Source organism: Butyrivibrio sp. NC3005, from assembly GCF_000424545.1.
In the GTDB taxonomy this organism is placed as follows: domain Bacteria; phylum Bacillota; class Clostridia; order Lachnospirales; family Lachnospiraceae; genus Butyrivibrio.
Window position 1 is genome coordinate 15,325 of the sequence record NZ_AUKC01000029.1, and the last position, 18,854, is coordinate 34,178.

Genomic DNA, 18,854 nt, shown 5'->3' on the forward strand with positions numbered 1-18,854 from the left:
GGGCAAATGGATGAGCAAAAAAACGCTTTTAACTATTGGAATATTTCTTTTTTCTTTGATTCTTTTAGCATCCGGAATGGTTATAGGCTTCAGGCTTTTTGTTAATACATCTTTTGTTCATGCTATGGAAAAAGATACAGGTTCTAATACGAAGGCAGAAGAGTTTATAGATTCGTGGAACTTTGTTGATGAATACGTAGTTAAATATAATCTTGGTAATGCAGCTTATGAAAGAGGAGAATATAAAGAAGCTGAAAGTTATTATGAGGAAGCTCTCAGCAGGAACATACCAGCTAAAAAAGAGTGTAAGATTCATATAAACCTTGCATTATCACAAATTGCGCAGATTGATTTTGATAATCTTAAAAGCGAGGAATCAATCAAAAAGACTATAAAAAAGCTTAAAGGAATAAAAAAAGAATTACAAAGTCAAGACTGTGCCGGAAAAGATGGAAAAGAGGGCCATTGCAAAGAGGCTGATAAGTTGCGCGATGACATTGATAAAGAAATAAAGAAGCTTGAAGAAATGCTTAAAAATCAGCCTCAAAAAAAATCGAATTCAAATAATAAACCAAGTAAAAAGAAAAACAATTCTAATCCAACCAAAAAGAAATCAACAAAAAATGGCAATCAGATTAAAAAACAGTTGAAAAAACAGCAGCAAATGTCAATGTCTGATCATAATGATAATTATGAAAAGACCAAAGGTATAGGAAAAAATAAGCCAAGTAACAAAAAAACATGGTAAAAGGGATTGTTATAGGTAAAATTGCACATTAGTTCTATTTACCATAAAAAAATTGTATTATTACTTGTAAAATATCGTAAACCCACTTATAATGTGTGCATCGTAGCAGGATGTACGCATTATTTGTTTTGGAAAAGTATATTCAGACACAAAAAAACGATAACTAGCAATCGGAAAAAAACATCTTGCGAAACTTACTTGTGCAAAATGTGAAAAATACACAAAAAAGCAATATATCTATTCCTGTTTTTGTGAAAATGTGATAGAGTATTTGTAGGCGAACGGAGATAATATTCGTTTATTTGGTATGAGAATATTATTCTGTTGGGGGAGGTGTAGTTTGAGAACATCGAGAGCATATATGGAGCTGGTTACCAAAAATGATAAACCGTTAATAATCGAATATGGTTTCGAATTAGCGATATATTGTGATGATAATGGTGCCATTTCAATCGGACTAGAAAGTGTTGGTCCTTCTAATAAAAACGGAATGAATAATCCGGAAAATTTTGAACCTATTAGAGACGCATTAGTATATATGATGGAACATCCAAGCGAAGATAATAATTTGGATTCCGTAGCTGATAATCTTCAGATTATTTTGCACAGACCAGACGGGGATATTGTCAAGACGTCTAACGGTGTTTTATATAATGCTGAGATGAAGAATTTCTACTTTGTTGGAATTGGATGTGATTCACCCTACATTGAATTGTTTTACAATTTTATGCAGGAACATTTAGAACGGGTTATGAATCATGTCACAAACAGCGGAAACAGTATTTTAGACAGACCGCTTCCAAGCGGATTTGAGCGTGAAGAAGATGAGAGATTTTTGAAAGCAATCCCTCATCATAAGCCGCGTAAGAATCTTAAACTCAGAACTGCATTTGACTATGTAAGTTCTGGAATGTTCGTTTTTGCATATACCAAAGAGGAAGAACCGTATATTCACCATTTTGCTCAGATAACAGGTATTTCTGATGATCTTGTACGTAAGGGAATGTATGAGTTTTATCATTATGTAACCATTCAGGATAGAATGATGGTTCCTGTTAGAAAGTGTAACTGGGACAATATTATTAGTTGTAAGGCACTTCTTCGTAAAATGCAGAAATAAAAAGAAGGTATGGGGATTACTGCTTTGCAAGCGGGGCATGCAGTGATAAAAAAATCCACATCGTGGATTGTGAAATTTGGTATAGGGGTATAGCAAATTTTAATATAAGAGAGCATTATTTCATTTCTTTAGATAAAGAATTGAGATAATGCTCTTTTACTTTGTTATGTGAGTTTTGGATGATTATATGACTGCTTGCTGATGTGTTTTAGTTTAAACTTCTGAATAACAAAAAAGCATCCTGCTAACAGGATGCTTTAAACACTGGGCTAGCAGGATTCGAACCTGCGAAGTGACGGAGTCAGAGTCCGTTGCCTTACCGCTTGGCGATAGCCCAAAACTTTTTATCGCAAGACTTTGTGCCCCACAACAATTAAATACTATACAGGAATTGATAAAAAAAGTCAAGCGTATAATTAAAAAAAATCAAAAAACATTCTGAATTTAAATTTTATATTGGAAGATGACTAATTTTCTTTCTTGTCAGCTGTTTCTTCCATAGGATTACGAAGAACATAATAAACAGAATTGGACTCATCAGGAAGAAGTCTATATCCTTCTGAAGTCTTTTTTAAATCCATCTTTTCAGAGCAGAGTTTATCGAAAATATCTATACTTGAAATAGGCTTGGAATTCATATCTGTCATAAGTAATACCTCTCTTTCTGATTCATAATAGTGATGGCAAAGAGTATATCGGTAGATTTGTATAAAACATTAGTTTTGTATTTTGAGATTTGACTAATAAAATCTTTTTGATTGGCCGAAAGAGATAATAGGATGGTATTTTAGCCCAAAACAAGGAGGTTTGATTCTTATGGAGATAATAATTGCCGGACTTATTCTTATGGTGACAGGGGCGCTGGTGTGTTATATCAACTATGGTATGGAGTTAAAAATAAGAAAAAGAGATATCCAATATTCGGAGAAGATAGTACCATTTAAAAAGAAAGTCAGGACACAGCCTCGAAAAAGAAAAAGAACGTCTAGATATTATACAAGAAGATATTAAAATATAATGACAACAGGCAAATGCGGATATGCAAATGCCTGTTATTTATTTTGACAAAGCTTTTTTTGACAATGATATAATATTTTCAAGAATATAAGTAGAAGGCGGTTTGAAATCCAAAATGAATAAGACATTAGAGTATTACAACAACAATGCAGAAAATTTTATCAAAAACACAAGAAATGTAGATTTTAGCGCTACACAGAACCTGTTTTTGGAATACATCCCAAAAGGTGGTAAGATTCTTGATTTTGGATGCGGTTCAGGAAGAGATACAAAGTATTTTTTAGAACAAGGATATAGTGTGGAAGCAATCGATGGTTCGAAAGAGTTATGCGAGCTTGCAACTAAATACACAGGAATCAAAGTTTGGAATCTGTTATTTGAAGATTTATCAGAAAAAGATAAATACGATGGAATCAGGAATAAGACATAATCCAAAAACTATTGACGCTATTTCATTAAATCTTTATAAATTCAATGAAAAATATTCTAAAATGCATTGTCAAGAAAGCTCTAAGGTGTTATTTTGGTAGTACTTGATTTTGAAGTAAAGATGTTTGTTATTACAGATTGGAAATAAGATATTGATCAGTAGCAAATATTTATAACAAAAGAATTGGAGGAAAAGGTATGACACCTCAGAAAAACGTTGATACATCCGTTGTTTTGAAAAAATTGTTTTTAACGTTGGCATTCGGTTTAGGGGGACTATTTGTAGGTTATTTATTATTTACAAGCATATTAGTATCAATTACTACTTCGAATATTAATAATTTCTTTATTATAGTTTTTCAGATGTACTCTTTGTATTTGATAATTGTATCTTATATTAAGGCTATGAGTGCATAGGGCTGAATGTGTAAATTTGTCATTGTAGAAATGTGAATACATTTTTACAGTGGCAGATTTTTGTGGCGGATATACCTGTTAAAAAACAGGAAATATCCGCTACTTTTTGTTACAAAATAATTGCAGAAATAAAGGCTGAAAGAAAAAAATCTTATTTGCATATTGTAATTTGTAAATTTTAGCGGTATGATAGGGAAGAGTTTTTACGTAAAATTGATAGATGAGGAAAACAAATGGATAGTTCGATATATTTAGGGCGTGCCCAAGAGGAGCGTCATCAGAAAGTACGTACAACTTCATATAATGTTCGTGAAATTAGAAAATCAGAGATTATCAGATGGGCGATTGCAGGTGTTTCGTTTGCTATATTCCTTGCACTTACCATTCGAATGGATACAGATTTTGTGTTTGCAAAGCAGGGAGTAGTAGTATATGCCATATTCTATGCTTTGATGATAGCTGTTTTTCATAAGTCTTTTTCTATTAAAAAAGCGGTTAAGAGTATGACTTACATAAGATACTGGATTTTTGCAGCGATTACTACAGTGGTTGTATTCGCAGTGAATTTCTTGAAAGTCAATGTCAGCATGAAATTTTTTGAAGGCGTTTCTACAGGAGAAGTAAATCTTCTTCTTAAAGAAAACTATGGAATGCTTATTTTATATGCAGTTACGATGGTTATTTTACAGCCTCTTGCTGATAATATGGTTTTGAGAAGAGCAATGGTTTCTTTTAGAAGTCAGAAACTTACAGTTATCACAGTGGCTATTTCACTATTTTGCGGTGCTTTGATGCATGCACATGGTTTTGTAGGAATTATAGAATCTGTTATAGTTTCGTTGCCACTTATGATTATGTATGTGAAGTCCAAAAACCTCTACATACCTCTTTTGGCTCAGATGATTTTTTGTGCATATGATATAATTCCTAATACAGTTTATTCGATTGCACGTCTAATGCTCAGATAAAAAATATACAAGAGATTTAGAATGTTTATAGCTTTGGCATAAACATTCTTTTTTATTTTTAAATTTCATCTTTTATTTCGCTAAGATTCTGATATACTTAAATCTAGACGGTATTATTAGAATATTTTTTGACTAAATTAACTTCAAGTTGACATTCGTCCCCCGAAAAAAGGGAACTATTTTGAAATGTTTTTCAAACGAAAAACAGAAAATATCTTTTATTTATCATCGTATTAAAATAAACAAGGGAGCAGATAGGGTAGAACTTTTTGGTGCTACCTAGTGAGAGTTAGTGCCTTTTCTAGGGAAAACTGACTAAAAGGAGATTATGAAGAATAAAAAAATCTATTTATGGTTAGGAATATGTGGTGTACTATTATGCACTTATCTAGCAGTGGCAGGTTGGTATAGTGTGCATTATCTTCCTGGTACAAACTTTAACGGAAAAGAAATTTCAGGTAAAACAATTGATGAAGTTAAAAGGATAATTAGAGATGAAGCGTCTTCTTATGTGATTTTGATAAATGGCAGAGGTGATTTATCTGATGAAATAAAGGCTGATGAAATAGATTTAGAAGTTGTCTTTGATAGCACTCTAGATAATATGCTGGGATTTGAAAACGGATTAAGGTGGCCGGTTACACTTGTTTTTAAAAATCACGTAGTATCAGATTCGGTTGTAGAGTATTCAGAAGATAAATTGAATAAGAGAATTAAAGAATTATCTTTTTTAGAGAAAAAAAATTGTATAAAGCCTGAAAATGCATATTTAAATTTTGATGATGATGCAACTGAATATGTAGTTGTGCCTGAGAATTCTGGACAGGAAGTTGATAATAAAAAGCTTGTTGATGCATTACAAAATGCTATTAAGACCATGCGAGAAAGTATTGATCTTGATGAGGCTGATGTTTATGTAAAACCATCAATATTTAGTGATGATAAGGAACTCGTAAAGGAAAAGGATGCTTTGAATAAATTCGTAGCAGCTAAAATAACATATTCATTTGGCAGCAATGTTGAAAAAGTTGATGGAAAAGTAATAAAAGACTGGGTTTCTATTGAAAAAGGATTACCAGTTCTTGATGAAAGTGCTGTTACAGGCTTTATTGATTCTCTAGCTAGAAAATATGATACTTTTGGAAGGAAAAGGACCTTTAAGACTTCTCTTGGCAACGAAATAAAGATTTCTAAAGGCGACTATGGATGGTGGATGGATAAAAAGACAACCACCAAAGACTTGATAGAGGCTATCAAAAGCGGCAAGAAAGAAGAACTTGAACCAGTTTATTTTCAAAAAGCAGTAAGCTTTGATGGTTATGATTTTGGAAACACTTATGTAGAAGTTGATTTGAACAATCAGCACGTATATGTTTACAAAAACGGTGAACTTATCGTAGAGACTGATTGTGTATCGGGAAAAGCAACTAAGGATAGGATAACTCCAGAAGGAATTTATTCTATAACATATAAGGAAAGAAATGCTACACTCAGAGGAGCAAACTATGCTTCAAAAGTTAGATACTGGATGCCTTTTAATGGAAATGTTGGACTTCACGATGCTGACTGGAGAGGAAAGTTTGGAAGCGATATATATGTAACAAGCGGTTCTCATGGCTGCATTAATCTTCCTGTTAGTGTTGCAAAGAAAGTTTTTGAAAATGTTGAGAAGGGCGAGGCCGTAATTGTATATGGAGGAGTAAAACCTGAGCAGGTTAAATCTTATCTGAAAAATAGAAGTAAAAAGAAAGATGAAAAGAATAATGGTGCAGATAAAGCTAATTCTTCTTCTAGTTTTTCTTCAACTTCACCTGCAGAAGGCCAATCTCAGGATAATAATACAGGAAATGCTGCAAGTACTGTGCCACAGAAAGCAGGCAGTGGAGCAAGTAATCAAAATGATGTTAATATCGGTGCGTCTGTAGCGCCGCAGCCGGTTCCAAATAGTAATGGTGCTACAAATGCAGTTTCTAACTAAGCTTATAGCAGATAGAGAATTTGAATTTGAAAACCTTGCTTGCTATTATATTTCTTTTTTAGTTTTACTTTATAAATGCTTTAGAAACTGTCCAAATTTCGTACATATTCATATTGTAATATATAAACATCAGAGGCGAACAACCTCTGATTCCCCAACAAAACTTTTTTCATACCGGACCGTTCAGTCCCCGCTGAACGGTCCCTCCTCCCAAAAATCATTGCATTTTAGGTGCAAATCGATTATAAGCGAAAATCGTTATCTTTTTTGAAGATAATACAGTACTCGGCGAAAATGTGGCTTTGAAAAAAGCCACATTTTTTTATCAAAAATATTAATACGCAAAATCAAATTAATGTGGTAAAATGATAAATACATATTTTTTACTTGGGACAATTCCTGACTAAATATAAATTTATTTTTGAAAAAAGAAAGGGGAACTTTTAAAATGGGATTATTAAAAGTTGGAATCTCATCTGCTGCAAGTGTTTTAGCAGATTCTTGGAGAGATTATTTTTATTGTGATTCAATTGGAGATGAGGTCTTGGCTGTTAGGGCTTTGAAGCGTACTGACAGAGGTAATAAGAAAGGCAATCCTGATGTTATCTCTAACGGAAGTATCATTGCAGTAAATGAAGGACAATGTATGATACTTGTTGATCAGGGTAAAGTTATTGAGGCATCTGCAGAGCCTGGAGAATTCGTATTCGATACAAGTTCAGAACCATCACTTTTCTATGGCGGTTTATCTAAAGGAATCAAAGCCACTCTTGACCAGTTTGCAAAGCGCGTTGCTTTTGGCGGAAATGCTGGAACAAATCAGAGAGTATATTTCATCAATTTAAAAGAAATCATGGGAAATAAATATGGAACAGCTAATCCTATTCCATTTAGAGTTGTAGATCAGAGAATTGGTCTTGACATTGATATTTCTATACGAGCTCATGGTGAATATAGCTATAAAGTTATTGATCCATTCCTGTTTTATCAGAATGTGTGTGGAAACTTTGATAGAGAATTTGAGAGAGACGAAATTGATTCTCAGCTTAAGACAGAGCTTTTAACAGCTTTGCAGCCAGCTCTTGCTAAAATAAGTGCTATGGGAGTTCGTTACAGCGATCTTCCTGGACATACATTTGAAATCGCAGATGCTTTAAATGAAGTACTTAGCGAGAAGTGGCAGAATACTCGTGGTATTGAAATTGTTAGCTTTGGTATCAGTTCTGTATCTGCATCTAAAGAAGATGAAGATATGATTAAGAACTTACAGCGTACAGCTGTATATCGTGATCCTGGTATGGCAGCAGCTAATCTTTCCCAAGCACAGGCACAAGCCATGCAGAGTGCAGCAGCTAATACTGCTACTGGTCCTATGTTCGCGTTCCAGAATATGGCAGCAGCTAATAACATGGGCGGCATGAATGCTAATACCCTTTATCAGATGTCAGCACAGCAGTCTATGCAACAGCAGTCTATGCAACAGCAGCCAATGCAGCAGCAGCCAGTTCAGCAGCAGCCAATGCAGCAGCAGCCAATGCAGCAGCAGCCAGTAGCACCGGCTCAGTCATCATCCTGGACATGCTCTTGCGGAGCAGTTAATTCTGGGAATTTCTGCTCTAATTGTGGAAAGCCAAAACCACAGCCATCATCTTGGACATGTTCTTGCGGAACAGAAAATACAGGAAATTTCTGTTGTAATTGCGGAAAGCCAAGAGCATAATTTGATTTTGAATAACACAAAATACTATAAATAAAATGAAATCCAAAAGAGATTATCGGGCGTAGCAATACGTTCGATAATTCTTTTGACTTAAGATTAAATAAGAATAATAGGAGTGAAAGTTTTATGGGAACACAGGAATATGAATGTCCTGCATGTGGCGGTGTTATGGAATTTAATGCAGCGTCGCAGAAGTTGAAATGTATTTTTTGTGATACAGAAATGTCAGTTGAAGAATATAAAGACATGGTCGCAAAAAGCAAGGCAGAGAGTGCAGCAAATTCGGGAAAAGCAGGGGGAACTTCTACCGAAGAAACAGAAAGTGTCAATCCTCATAAGCTCTCTCAGGAACAAGTAGAAAATGCAGGTTTTGGAAAAGATAAAGCTGTATATATATGTCAGTCCTGTGGTGGAGAAATAATTGCTGATCAGAATCAGGGGGCGGCAACATGCCCATTCTGTGGAAATAATGTTACTTTTAAGGAAGTCTTTCATAAGGGAAGACGTCCGGATTATATTATTCCTTTTAAAATTTCCAAAAAAGAGGCAAAAGAAAAATATAAAGGATTTACTAAAGGAAAATATCTTTTGCCAAATTCATTTACAGAAGAAAATCATATCGATGAAATCAAAGGTGTATATATCCCATACTGGCTCTATGCCGGAAAATCGCATGTAAGTATGGATTGTGTAGGTACTAAGGTAAGAACCTGGTCTGATTCAGATTATCAGTATATGGAAACAAGTTATTATAATATTGCAAGAGATGGAGAATCTTCTTTTGAAGCAGTACCTGTAGATGGTTCTTCTAAAATGCCAAATGATCTTACAGAATCAATTGAACCCTATAATATCAAAGAAAAAGTGCAGTTTGATGATGCGTATCTGGCTGGTTTTATAGCCAATCAATATGATGAAGATGAGAATGTTAATATTGAACGAGCTAAAAAGAGAATGACAAATACCGTAGTAAATGAAATTAAAAATACAATAAGCGGTTATAGCTCTATCAATACACTTTCTCAAAATGCTAATTCTACCATTACCAATATTGACTATGCTCTTTATCCGGTATGGTTGTTATCGACTACCTGGAATAATCAACATTTTCTTTTTGCGATAAACGGTCAGACTGGAAAAATGGTTGGAAATCTTCCGGTTGACAAGAAAAAGGCAGTTACATATTTTGGAATATCATCTGTCTTATTTTCTATATTGTTTATTATTTTAGAGTTAATCTTGAAACTTTGAGGAGATTGAGAATGATTTTTGAAAAGAATAGAAATAGGATTATTGCAGGGATTTGTGCACTTTTTATGGTGCTTACCTTTATGATAAGTACATTTAGCGTAAGTGCCAAGACTAATGAATCTCGTGTTGAGTCATCATATGGTCTGGGTAATGTTACCGAATACGGTTTTTGCTTTGATGAAGTGGGATATTTATCAGCAGAGGACACTAAAAAAATTGCTGAAATTTTGAATGAGTATGGAAAAAAGTGCGATATTCAAATTGGTGCTCTCTTAATGGAAAAAGAAAATAACGAGGATACGTTAAAGTATGCTGATTATGTAATGGATAACAATGACTGGGGATTTGCCAAAGATACAAACAGAGCATTACTGTTTGTTTACAGCCCATCTGATACTACATTTGGATTTGCAACAGAAAGTGGAGTTATAGCTACTTTCAATGATGCAAGCCTGCAGACTATTGTTAAAAGCATGTCTAGTGATTTAAAAAGTGATAATTACATAAAAGCTTTTGAAACACTCGGTCAAAAAGTATATGACAGATACAATACTGTTAATAATAAAAAAAATAATGATTTTATGTTGAAAATGTTAATCTGCGTAGTCCTCGGACTTGTCGCAGGGGGCGCAACAGTAGCAACTATGGTAAGCGGAATGAAGACCGTTCGCTATAATAACAGTGCAAATGCATACGAAAGTGGACAGGGACTTATTCTTCACAGAAAATCAGACTATTTCACTCACAAGAATTTAACAAGAACCAAAATTCAACATGAGAGCAGTTCTGGAACATCCACCCATACTTCATCGTCGTCAGGACATACACATGGTGGAATTGGTGGAAAATTATAGGTTTTGGATTTTCCTGATGATTATCCTAAATCTCAGCAAGAAGCCATAGGTTTTGGTTTTCATCAGGAAAACCCAAAACCGTACCAGACCAAAATTTGTCGATAAGACAAATTTTGTCCTGCGAAGCAGGATTCTTGCTGATGATTATCCTAAATCTCAGCAAGAAGTCATAAATGATTAATTTTGTCACTTGTTTTTTGAAGAAAAATGAGTTTTAATCTTATATAACAATGTAATGCGGTAAACTGGTAATGTTCTAAATATAAGACTAAAACGGGCACTTAGAGGATAGTATATTTCAGTTGTATCACGAGAAATGCACTAAATAGTGGGTAATTCCGCGGGTGTAAGTTTTTGAAAAACTCGTCCCTGATAAAATGTGTGTAAAAGCATATTTTATCAGGGATTTTTTGTTTCATATAAAAGGGTTTACAAGAAAGGGAGATTGGATTGTTATGAAACAAACTTCATTAGACGAAGTGAAAAAGATTGCGAAAAGCGGAGATTACAAGCTTATTCCGATAAAAAGAGAAATATTGGCAGATGTAAGAACACCCTTAGAAACCTTACGAGCTTTGCAGAGAGTAAGCAAACATTGCTTCCTGTTGGAAAGCTGTGAGGATAACAGACGTCTTGGAAGATACAGTTTTCTCGGGTATTCTCCGGAAATGACATTAAAATGCAAGGATCACTCTTTGACAATATCAGCAGGAGGAGATATTCACCTTGAAGTTGAACATCCAGGAGAGTATATACGTCAGATAATCGAAGAAAACAGAGCTCCAAAACTTGACGATTTTCCTGTATTTACAGGAGGATTTGTAGGATATTTTTCCTATGAGTATATGCAGTATGGAGAAAAGGCGATAAAGTTTTCGTCTAAAAACGCTAATGACTTTGATGATATGGATCTCATGCTGTTCAGAAATGTTATATGCTATGACAATTTAAAACAAAAGATTATTCTAATATCAAATATTAGTGTTGATTCACTTGATATTTCCTATGAAGCTGGCGTTTTGAAACTTGATGAAATGGAGAAATTAATTCGCAGTGGTCTTCCAGCTACTATCGAAAAAGGAAAGCTTCTTTCTGAGATAAAACCTCTTTTTACCGAGGAAGAGTATAGTGAGAAAGTTAAGAAAGTTAAAGAACATATTTACAAAGGAGATATTTTTCAACTGGTTCTTTCTAATCCGATGGAGGCGGAATTTGAAGGATCATTGTTAAATACATATCGAATCCTCAGAACTACTAATCCATCTCCGTATATGTTTTATTTCTCAGGCGATATGGAAATTGCTGGAGCATCACCTGAGACACTTGTTAAAGTGGTGGATAACGAAGTAAGAACTTTCCCGCTTGCCGGTACAAGACCAAGAGGGGTAACTGATAAGGAGGATAAAGAACTTGAAAAAGAGCTTTTGTCCGATAGCAAGGAACTTGCAGAACACAACATGCTAGTAGATCTTGGAAGAAATGATATTGGCAAAATCAGTAAATTTGGTAGTGTCAATGTCGAAAAATATATGGAAATCGAAAGATATTCACAGGTTATGCATATTGGATCAGAAGTAGCTGGAATATTGCAGGAGGGTAGAAATCCAATTGATGCTATAGATAGCGTTCTCCCAGCAGGAACTTTATCCGGAGCTCCAAAGATTAGGGCTTGTGAACTTATTGATGAATTAGAGAATAATAGAAGAGGAATATACGGAGGAGCGATAGGATATGTGGACTTTACAGGTAATCTTGATACCTGCATAGCAATAAGGCTTGCTTTCAAAAAAGGCAGAAAACTCTTTATTCGAAGTGGAGCAGGAATTGTAGCAGATTCTGTTCCGGAAAATGAATACAGAGAATGCATTAACAAGGCAAAGGCAGTTGTTCTGGCAATTAAAGAAAGCGAGGAGTTATGATTCTTTTAATCGATAATTATGACAGTTTCACGTATAATCTATACCAGTATATAGGTACTATTAATCCTGATATTAAAGTTGTAAGAAATGATCAGGTTACAGTTAAAGATATCGAAAAGATGCCCATTGAAAAGATAATTCTATCTCCAGGTCCAGGTGAACCCAAAGATGCAGGTATCTGCGAAGAAGTTATTCGCATCTTTGGAGGTAAGATTCCGATTTTGGGAGTATGCCTTGGACATCAGGCAATCTGTGAAGCATATGGCGGACGAATAGTTAATGCCAAAAAGCTTATGCATGGAAAAAAGTCAGAAATAACTATTGATAATACATCCAGAATCTACAAGGGACTTCCTGAGAAAATAGAAGTGGCAAGATATCATTCTCTTGTTCTAGATAAGGACACTCTTCCAGATGTCTTGAAAATAACTTCAAGGGATGAAGATGGAGAGATTATGTCGGTTGAACATGAAAATGGTAAAATATTCGGTGTTCAATTTCATCCAGAGTCTATAATGACCAAAAAAGGAATGGACATTCTCAAAAACTTCCTGGAACTTTGATGCAAAGCAAAGGAATAATCAAAAAGGTATTAAAAAGTAATAAAAAAGCAGCGTTTTTAGATTATATAAGTCTAAAAACGCTGCTTTTTAATTGTTTGTTACATAAGAAATAGTAGTGTTACGTTCATGTGAATGTTCACATCAAAGAGAAAATGAATTTTTGATGTAATAAACAACAAGAAAGAACAGCAAGATTAATTTATTCTGAAATTATTCCCAAAAGTCGCTTAAGTGGCAATGAAATAATGGTAAAAAGGAACAATAAATAGTTTTAAACTGCTGGAAAATCCAGAAAAAAGGGTAAAAATAATTTTTGAGAATGTTATTGACTTTCATTCTCATTTATGGAATAATGAGAGCTGACAAAAAGTTATTAATGAAATGAAAGGAGAAAACTGTGATGCCTCTTACAATGGCTAGAGTGGGTGAACCCTTAAAGGTTAAAAAAGTCGGCGGACTAGATGAGACCAAACGTTTTCTTAATAATCTTGGCTTTACCGAAGGAGCTGATATCAGAATAGTTAGCTCAATTGCTGGAAATATGATTGTGCAGGTTCGTGATGCACGAATTGCAGTGGATAAAGATATGGCAAAAAAGATTATGGTTTAAATCATAATATTTTAATACAGGAGGATGGGTTCGATGAGAACACTTAGAAATGTGAGTGTCGGAGAAACTGTTAAAGTTAAGAAATTAAGCAGTACCGACGCAATGCTAAAAAGAAGAGTAATGGATATGGGAATTACAAAGGGTAGTTCGATTTTTGTGAGAAAAGTAGCACCTCTTGGAGATCCAGTCGAAATTACAATCCGTGGATACGAGCTGTCTCTTAGAAAAGAAGATGCAGAAATTGTTGAAGTTGAGTAATTTACAGTTCGCTAAATAGTAAGTGCATTTTAAACTAATGCACAAGATAGTGATGAAGAGAGGGATAAAAAATGTCAGTAAGAATTGCTCTTGCAGGAAATCCAAACTGTGGTAAGACCACAATGTTTAATACCTTGACTGGTTCAAATCAGTATGTTGGAAACTGGCCAGGAGTTACCGTTGAGAAAAAAGAAGGTTATCTGAAAGGTCATAATAAAGAAGTTATTATAACTGACCTTCCTGGTACATATTCACTTTCTCCATATACTTTGGAAGAAGTTGTTTCTCGTGATTATCTTATTAATGATAAGCCGGAAGCTATCATCAACCTTATCGATGGAACCAACATTGACCGAAACCTTTACCTTACAACTCAAATTCTTGAACTTGGAATCCCAGTTATTATCGCGCTTAACATGATGGATGTTGTTGAGAAGAACGGTGATAAGATTGATGTTGATCTTTTAGGAAAGAAACTTGGTTGTAAAGTTGTTCCAACATCTGCACTTAAGGGAACAAATCTTAAAGAGTTGTGTGAAGAGGCAATTGCTCTTGCAAAGAGTAAAAAAGGTCAGAAAGCATGCGAATTCTCCAAGGATGTTGAAGCAGCAATAAATGAAGTTTCTGAGATTCTTCCAAAAGATATTTGTGAGGATAAGCTTAGAAGATGGTATTCAATAAAGCTTCTTGAAAACGACAAGAAAGTTGTTGAGAATACAAAACTTAGCTTCGATGTAAATGCAAAGATTAAAGAAATCAGAGAGAATATTGAAAAGGCTGAAGATGACGATATCGAATCTGTAATTGCTAATGCAAGATATGAATCAATTGCAGATTTAATCGACGGATGTATAAAGAAAAAGCCAAGAAAAGAATCTACTTCTGATAAAATCGATAAGATTGTTACAAACAGATTCCTTGCAATACCTATTTTTGTAGCAGTTATGTGGCTTGTTTATTATATTTCCATTTCAACAATTGGTGGAACAGCTACTGATTTTGTTAACGATAATGTATTCGGTGATCCAGGAAGCGGCTGGTTCTGGGCAGGTCAGGGAAGAGAAGCTTATGACAGTGCTGTAGAAGAGCTCGCTGATCCTATGGAAATTGTAAGTGCATACGAAGATGCAGCAAGTGAAGCTGGTGAAGATGCAGCAACTTCTCAGAAGTCATTTGAAGTTTATAAGACTGTAGATGAAGATTCTGGTGAAGTTGAGAGCGAAGAAATTACTCCACAGATGTATCATGATGCACTTGATACTATTAAGAACTATGAAAAAGAAAATCCAGACAAGATGAAAGATGGAGAACTTGTTCCTTCAGCTTTCGGTCCTTGGGCAAGAAGTGCCAAGTCTGTAGCATCTGACTTCTTAACAAAAATCGGAACTGCAGATTGGATTCAGAGTCTTGTTGTTGATGGTATTATCGCTGGTGTTGGTGCTGTTCTTGGATTTGTACCTCAGATGCTCGTACTTTTCTTCTTCCTTGCATTCCTTGAAGGATGCGGATATATGGCAAGAATTGCATTCATCATGGATAGAGTATTTAGAAAATTCGGTCTTTCAGGTAAGTCTTTTATTCCTATGCTTATTGGTACAGGATGCGGAGTTCCTGGTATACAGGCATCTCGTACAATCGAGAATGATAATGACCGTAGAATGACTATCATGACAACAACATTTATTCCATGTTCTGCAAAGCTTCCTATCATTGCTATGATTTCCGGCGCTTTGTTTGATAACTCTGCATGGGTAGCTACAAGCTCATATTTCATCGGAATTGCAGCAATTGTTGTTTCTGGTATCATGTTGAAAAAGACAAAGATGTTTGCAGGTAATCCAGCTCCATTCGTAATGGAACTTCCAGGTTATCATATGCCAACAGCTTATACAATTCTTCATTCTATGCTTGAGAGAGCATGGGCATTTATCAAGAAGGCTGGTACAGTAATCCTTCTTGCAACAGTTCTTATTTGGTTCTTGAATGGATTTGGTGTATATGAAGGACATTTCCAGATGCTCGATGAATCACTTGTTGATCACAGTATCCTTGCAAAGATTGGTACAGTTATGGCATTTGTATTCAAGCCACTTGGATTTGGAAATTGGAAGTTTGCTGTAGCTGCAGTAACAGGTCTTATTGCAAAAGAGAACGTAGTAGGCACATTTGGTATTCTTTTCGATACACCAATGTGGACTTCGATGTCTAATGGACTTAAGGAAATCAATGCAAATTCAGCTTCTGTAGCTGCTCTTGCAGGATATGCTTATCTTGTATTCAACCTCTTGTGTGCTCCTTGCTTTGCTGCAATTGGTGCTATTAAGAGAGAGATGGGTGATGCAAAGTGGACATGGTTCGCAATTCTTTATCAGTGCGGATTTGCTTATGTTGTATCATTTATAATCTACCAGATTGGTTGCGCTGTCCTTGGAAATGTTCATGTAGTAGGACTTGCACTTGCAGTTGTACTTGCAGCAGGAATTGTTTACATGCTTGTTAGAAAAGATCCATACAAGAACACTTCAATGGAAGTTAAACGTTCCGTAGCATAAAAAATGTTTAATCAGTTGTTTTATAATCGTTTACTTTATTAAAATCTTTAATAGCAAAAGAGTCTTAGATGTGATAAAAGCGCATCTAAGGCTTTTTTGTGTTAGAATAAAACTATGAGTAGATTAATATTTCATGCTGATGTTAATAGCGCCTTTTTATCATGGACTGCAGTAAAAAGACTAAAAGAAAATCCTGACGATGTCGATTTAAGAACCATACCATCTGCCATTGGAGGAAGCGTAGATGACAGACACGGAATTATTACTGCAAAGTCAATTCCAGCAAAAAAATACGGAATAGTGACAGGAGAACCTGTAGTAAAAGCTTTGCAGAAATGCCCGAATCTCGTTCTTGCTAAAGGCGACTTTAAGATATACAGAGAGTTTTCCAGATTGTTTATTTCTATTTTGAAAAGATTCTCTAATAGCGTTGAACAAGTATCAATAGATGAAGCTTTTATTGATATGACAGGCTTTTGGGAGAAAAAAAGAAATGAAATTAAGCATTTTGATGAATATCAAAACGCAAATGATAAAGAAAAATATCTTGAAGAAAGTCTTAAAGAGAGTGCGATTAAAGAAGCAGAGAAGATAAAAGAAACCGTATTCACAGAACTTGGTTTTACTATAAATGTTGGCATTTCGACTAATAAACTCCTGGCGAAAATGGCTTCTGACTTTGAAAAGCCATATAAAGTGCATACTCTTTTTAGAAATGAAATACAAGAGAAAATGTGGCCACTTCCTATCGGAAATCTTTTTGGATGTGGAAAACAGACTGCCGCAAGGTTAAATAGCCTTGGACTTAGGACTATTGGAAAAGTCGCAAGAGAAAACGAAGAACTACTATGCACTATTTTAGGAGAAAAATCCGGTGAGTATATTCATGAAAGTAGTAATGGATACGGCAGCGATAAAGTAGAGCCTCAAAAGGAAGATGCAAAAGGTTATTCAAACGAAACAACTACCAGGTTTGATATTACTTTTGAAAACTATGAAAGAGAAATGGACAAAACATTACAGTATCTGTGTGAAAGCGTTAGCAGAAGACTTCAAAGAGATAGTGTATTTGCAGGAACAATTGGAGTGAGTGTCAAAACAGATCTTTTTCAAAGACGATCCAAACAGCTAAAATTATCAGATTCGACTAATGACTACGAGAATATTTTGGCTATTTCAAAAAAACTAATGAATGAACTTCTCCTAGGAGAGAATGGACTTTTTTCTCAGGGATATAAGGTTAGATTAGTCGGAGTATCTGCTACCAATCTTGATGATGGCCAGTACAGACAAATGAATCTTTTTGATATGATGACTGATACCAAAAGCGAAGACACAAAACGTTTTGATAAAATGCAGAAGCTAAAGCAAATGTCCAGTGAGATTAATAGTAAATTTGGAGATAAGTCAATATATAAAGGTAAAGATTTTTTTACATAAAAAAGAGAAATAGAGAGTTACAGATGTCAGATAGAAAGTTACAATATTATGCCAAAAAGGAAGATGAAGGGCATTTAGTTAAAGAGTATTTAAAGTCTAAATTTCATCTTTCTGTAAAAGAAATTAGTCATGCAAAAGGCTTTGATGACGGAATTACAGTAAATGGAATGCATGTTAACGTAAAATACAAATTAAAGGAAAACGATTTATTAGAAGTGGTTCTTCATGAAAATATGGATAGTGCATCTGAAATTGTTCCGATTAAGGGCAACCTTGATATAGTGTATGAGGATGAAGATATAATAGTAGTTAATAAACCTTCAAATTTAGTAGTTCATCCTATACATAACTATTTTGATAATAGTCTCAGTAATATTATCGCATGGCATTTTAAGCAAAATAATGAGGAACACGTATTAAGGCCAGTTGGAAGACTAGATAGGGAAACATCAGGACTTATCGCTTTTGCTAAAAACAGACTTGCAGCGGGACAGCTGAATTTGCAGAGTGAAAATCGCACCAAAGTCAAAGAGTATCTTGCTATATGTGATGGAGTATTCAAGGAAGAAGAAAGTGAAGGAACTATAAATCTTCCTATAGGCAAGGTTCCAGAAGTAAGGATGCTTAGAAGAATAAGCGAAGACGGTGATTATGCAGTAACTCATTATAAGGTAGTGACCCAAAAACAGCATTATGCACTTGTACGGCTACGCCTTGAAACAGGCAGAACACACCAGATAAGAGTTCATATGAAAGCAATAGGTCATCCGCTTCTTGGAGACGGTCTGTATGCAGATAATCTTTCAGACTGGTATGGAATGAAAAGAGTAGCACTTCATTCAAGCCACATGGAGATAACACATCCTGTAACCGGTAAGCGACTTCAATTTGATGCACCAATTCCAGAAGATATGCAAAAATTATTAAATGATAATTTGAAAACAATAACCTATGACTTTTTATAAAATTCGTTTAAAAACTTGAATTTATATTTTGGCTTTATTTACTAT

17 protein-coding genes and 1 tRNA gene are annotated in these 18,854 nt (G+C 34.8%); 16 read left to right on the plus strand and 2 right to left on the minus strand.

The window, feature by feature from the left end:
* Positions 1-10 precede the first annotated feature (10 nt).
* Both G634_RS0108945 and G634_RS0108950 read left to right on the plus strand, forming a co-directional pair.
* Entirely contained in the window at positions 11-748 is a 738-nt protein-coding gene (locus tag G634_RS0108945; RefSeq protein WP_026505008.1) for a tetratricopeptide repeat protein, read from the plus strand.
* Between the two features lie 340 nt (positions 749-1,088).
* On the plus strand, positions 1,089-1,868 hold the full coding sequence (locus G634_RS0108950; RefSeq protein WP_026505009.1) for a hypothetical protein: 780 nt from the start codon (positions 1,089-1,091) through the stop codon (positions 1,866-1,868).
* A 264-nt stretch (positions 1,869-2,132) separates the two neighbouring features.
* On the opposite strand, the gene G634_RS0108955 is transcribed toward G634_RS0108950, so the two are convergent.
* Positions 2,133-2,205 (minus strand) — tRNA-Gln (locus G634_RS0108955).
* A gap of 130 nt (positions 2,206-2,335) precedes the next feature.
* Positions 2,336-2,515 carry a hypothetical protein gene (locus tag G634_RS0108960; protein ID WP_026505010.1) on the minus strand — a complete coding sequence of 60 codons (180 nt, stop codon included), beginning with the start codon at positions 2,513-2,515 and terminating at the stop codon, positions 2,336-2,338.
* A gap of 169 nt (positions 2,516-2,684) precedes the next feature.
* Here G634_RS0108960 and G634_RS0108965 point away from each other — a divergent pair, with 169 nt between their 5' ends.
* The 14 genes from G634_RS0108965 (at position 2,685) to G634_RS0109040 (ending at position 18,809) form a co-directional block, all read left to right on the plus strand.
* Entirely contained in the window at positions 2,685-2,879 is a 195-nt protein-coding gene (locus tag G634_RS0108965; protein WP_026505011.1) for a hypothetical protein, read from the plus strand.
* 121 nt (positions 2,880-3,000) lie between these two features.
* A complete protein-coding gene (locus tag G634_RS18600; protein ID WP_051233791.1) occupies positions 3,001-3,315 on the plus strand; it encodes a class I SAM-dependent methyltransferase in 315 nt (104 codons plus the stop codon).
* 649 nt (positions 3,316-3,964) lie between these two features.
* Positions 3,965-4,699 (plus strand): CPBP family glutamic-type intramembrane protease, encoded by a 735-nt coding sequence (locus tag G634_RS0108980; RefSeq protein WP_026505013.1) that lies wholly within the window; start codon positions 3,965-3,967, stop codon positions 4,697-4,699.
* A 328-nt stretch (positions 4,700-5,027) separates the two neighbouring features.
* Positions 5,028-6,677 carry a L,D-transpeptidase family protein gene (locus G634_RS18605; RefSeq protein WP_051233792.1) on the plus strand — a complete coding sequence of 550 codons (1,650 nt, stop codon included), beginning with the start codon at positions 5,028-5,030 and terminating at the stop codon, positions 6,675-6,677.
* A gap of 448 nt (positions 6,678-7,125) precedes the next feature.
* Complete coding sequence (locus tag G634_RS0108990) at positions 7,126-8,397, plus strand: SPFH domain-containing protein (RefSeq protein WP_026505014.1); 1,272 nt, start codon at positions 7,126-7,128, stop codon at positions 8,395-8,397.
* A gap of 126 nt (positions 8,398-8,523) precedes the next feature.
* Positions 8,524-9,648 (plus strand): hypothetical protein, encoded by a 1,125-nt coding sequence (locus G634_RS0108995; protein ID WP_026505015.1) that lies wholly within the window; start codon positions 8,524-8,526, stop codon positions 9,646-9,648.
* An 11-nt stretch (positions 9,649-9,659) separates the two neighbouring features.
* Entirely contained in the window at positions 9,660-10,502 is an 843-nt protein-coding gene (locus G634_RS0109000; protein ID WP_026505016.1) for a TPM domain-containing protein, read from the plus strand.
* A gap of 455 nt (positions 10,503-10,957) precedes the next feature.
* Entirely contained in the window at positions 10,958-12,421 is a 1,464-nt protein-coding gene (locus G634_RS0109005; RefSeq protein WP_026505017.1) for an anthranilate synthase component I family protein, read from the plus strand.
* Positions 12,418-12,984, plus strand: a complete 567-nt coding sequence (locus G634_RS0109010; protein WP_026505018.1) for an anthranilate synthase component II — start codon at positions 12,418-12,420, stop codon at positions 12,982-12,984. Before G634_RS0109005 ends, G634_RS0109010 begins: the two co-directional genes overlap by 4 nt.
* Positions 12,985-13,381: 397 nt before the next feature.
* The gene (locus G634_RS0109020; RefSeq protein WP_026505019.1) at positions 13,382-13,594 is read left to right on the plus strand and encodes a FeoA family protein; all 213 of its coding nucleotides are present in this window, start codon (positions 13,382-13,384) and stop codon (positions 13,592-13,594) included.
* Positions 13,595-13,627: 33 nt separating this feature from the next.
* Positions 13,628-13,852, plus strand: coding sequence for a FeoA family protein (locus tag G634_RS0109025; RefSeq protein ID WP_026505020.1), 225 nt, complete (start codon positions 13,628-13,630; stop codon positions 13,850-13,852).
* 71 nt (positions 13,853-13,923) lie between these two features.
* A complete protein-coding gene (feoB, locus tag G634_RS0109030) occupies positions 13,924-16,404 on the plus strand; it encodes a ferrous iron transporter B (RefSeq protein ID WP_026505021.1) in 2,481 nt (826 codons plus the stop codon).
* Between the two features lie 114 nt (positions 16,405-16,518).
* The gene (locus tag G634_RS0109035; protein ID WP_026505022.1) at positions 16,519-17,844 is read left to right on the plus strand and encodes a Y-family DNA polymerase; all 1,326 of its coding nucleotides are present in this window, start codon (positions 16,519-16,521) and stop codon (positions 17,842-17,844) included.
* 23 nt (positions 17,845-17,867) lie between these two features.
* A complete protein-coding gene (locus tag G634_RS0109040) occupies positions 17,868-18,809 on the plus strand; it encodes an RluA family pseudouridine synthase (protein WP_026505023.1) in 942 nt (313 codons plus the stop codon).
* Positions 18,810-18,854 lie beyond the last annotated feature (45 nt).

Coding starts and splice junctions, on each gene's coding strand:
- G634_RS0108945 (WP_026505008.1), top strand. CDS start 11: ATGAGCAAAAAAACGCTTTTAACTATTGGAATATTTCTTTTTTCTTTG.
- G634_RS0108960 (WP_026505010.1), bottom strand. CDS start 2,515: ATGACAGATATGAATTCCAAGCCTATTTCAAGTATAGATATTTTCGAT.
- G634_RS0108965 (WP_026505011.1), top strand. CDS start 2,685: ATGGAGATAATAATTGCCGGACTTATTCTTATGGTGACAGGGGCGCTG.
- G634_RS18600 (WP_051233791.1), top strand. CDS start 3,001: ATGAATAAGACATTAGAGTATTACAACAACAATGCAGAAAATTTTATC.
- G634_RS0108980 (WP_026505013.1), top strand. CDS start 3,965: ATGGATAGTTCGATATATTTAGGGCGTGCCCAAGAGGAGCGTCATCAG.
- G634_RS18605 (WP_051233792.1), top strand. CDS start 5,028: ATGAAGAATAAAAAAATCTATTTATGGTTAGGAATATGTGGTGTACTA.
- G634_RS0108990 (WP_026505014.1), top strand. CDS start 7,126: ATGGGATTATTAAAAGTTGGAATCTCATCTGCTGCAAGTGTTTTAGCA.
- G634_RS0108995 (WP_026505015.1), top strand. CDS start 8,524: ATGGGAACACAGGAATATGAATGTCCTGCATGTGGCGGTGTTATGGAA.
- G634_RS0109000 (WP_026505016.1), top strand. CDS start 9,660: ATGATTTTTGAAAAGAATAGAAATAGGATTATTGCAGGGATTTGTGCA.
- G634_RS0109005 (WP_026505017.1), top strand. CDS start 10,958: ATGAAACAAACTTCATTAGACGAAGTGAAAAAGATTGCGAAAAGCGGA.
- G634_RS0109010 (WP_026505018.1), top strand. CDS start 12,418: ATGATTCTTTTAATCGATAATTATGACAGTTTCACGTATAATCTATAC.
- G634_RS0109025 (WP_026505020.1), top strand. CDS start 13,628: ATGAGAACACTTAGAAATGTGAGTGTCGGAGAAACTGTTAAAGTTAAG.
- feoB (WP_026505021.1), top strand. CDS start 13,924: ATGTCAGTAAGAATTGCTCTTGCAGGAAATCCAAACTGTGGTAAGACC.
- G634_RS0109035 (WP_026505022.1), top strand. CDS start 16,519: ATGAGTAGATTAATATTTCATGCTGATGTTAATAGCGCCTTTTTATCA.
- G634_RS0109040 (WP_026505023.1), top strand. CDS start 17,868: ATGTCAGATAGAAAGTTACAATATTATGCCAAAAAGGAAGATGAAGGG.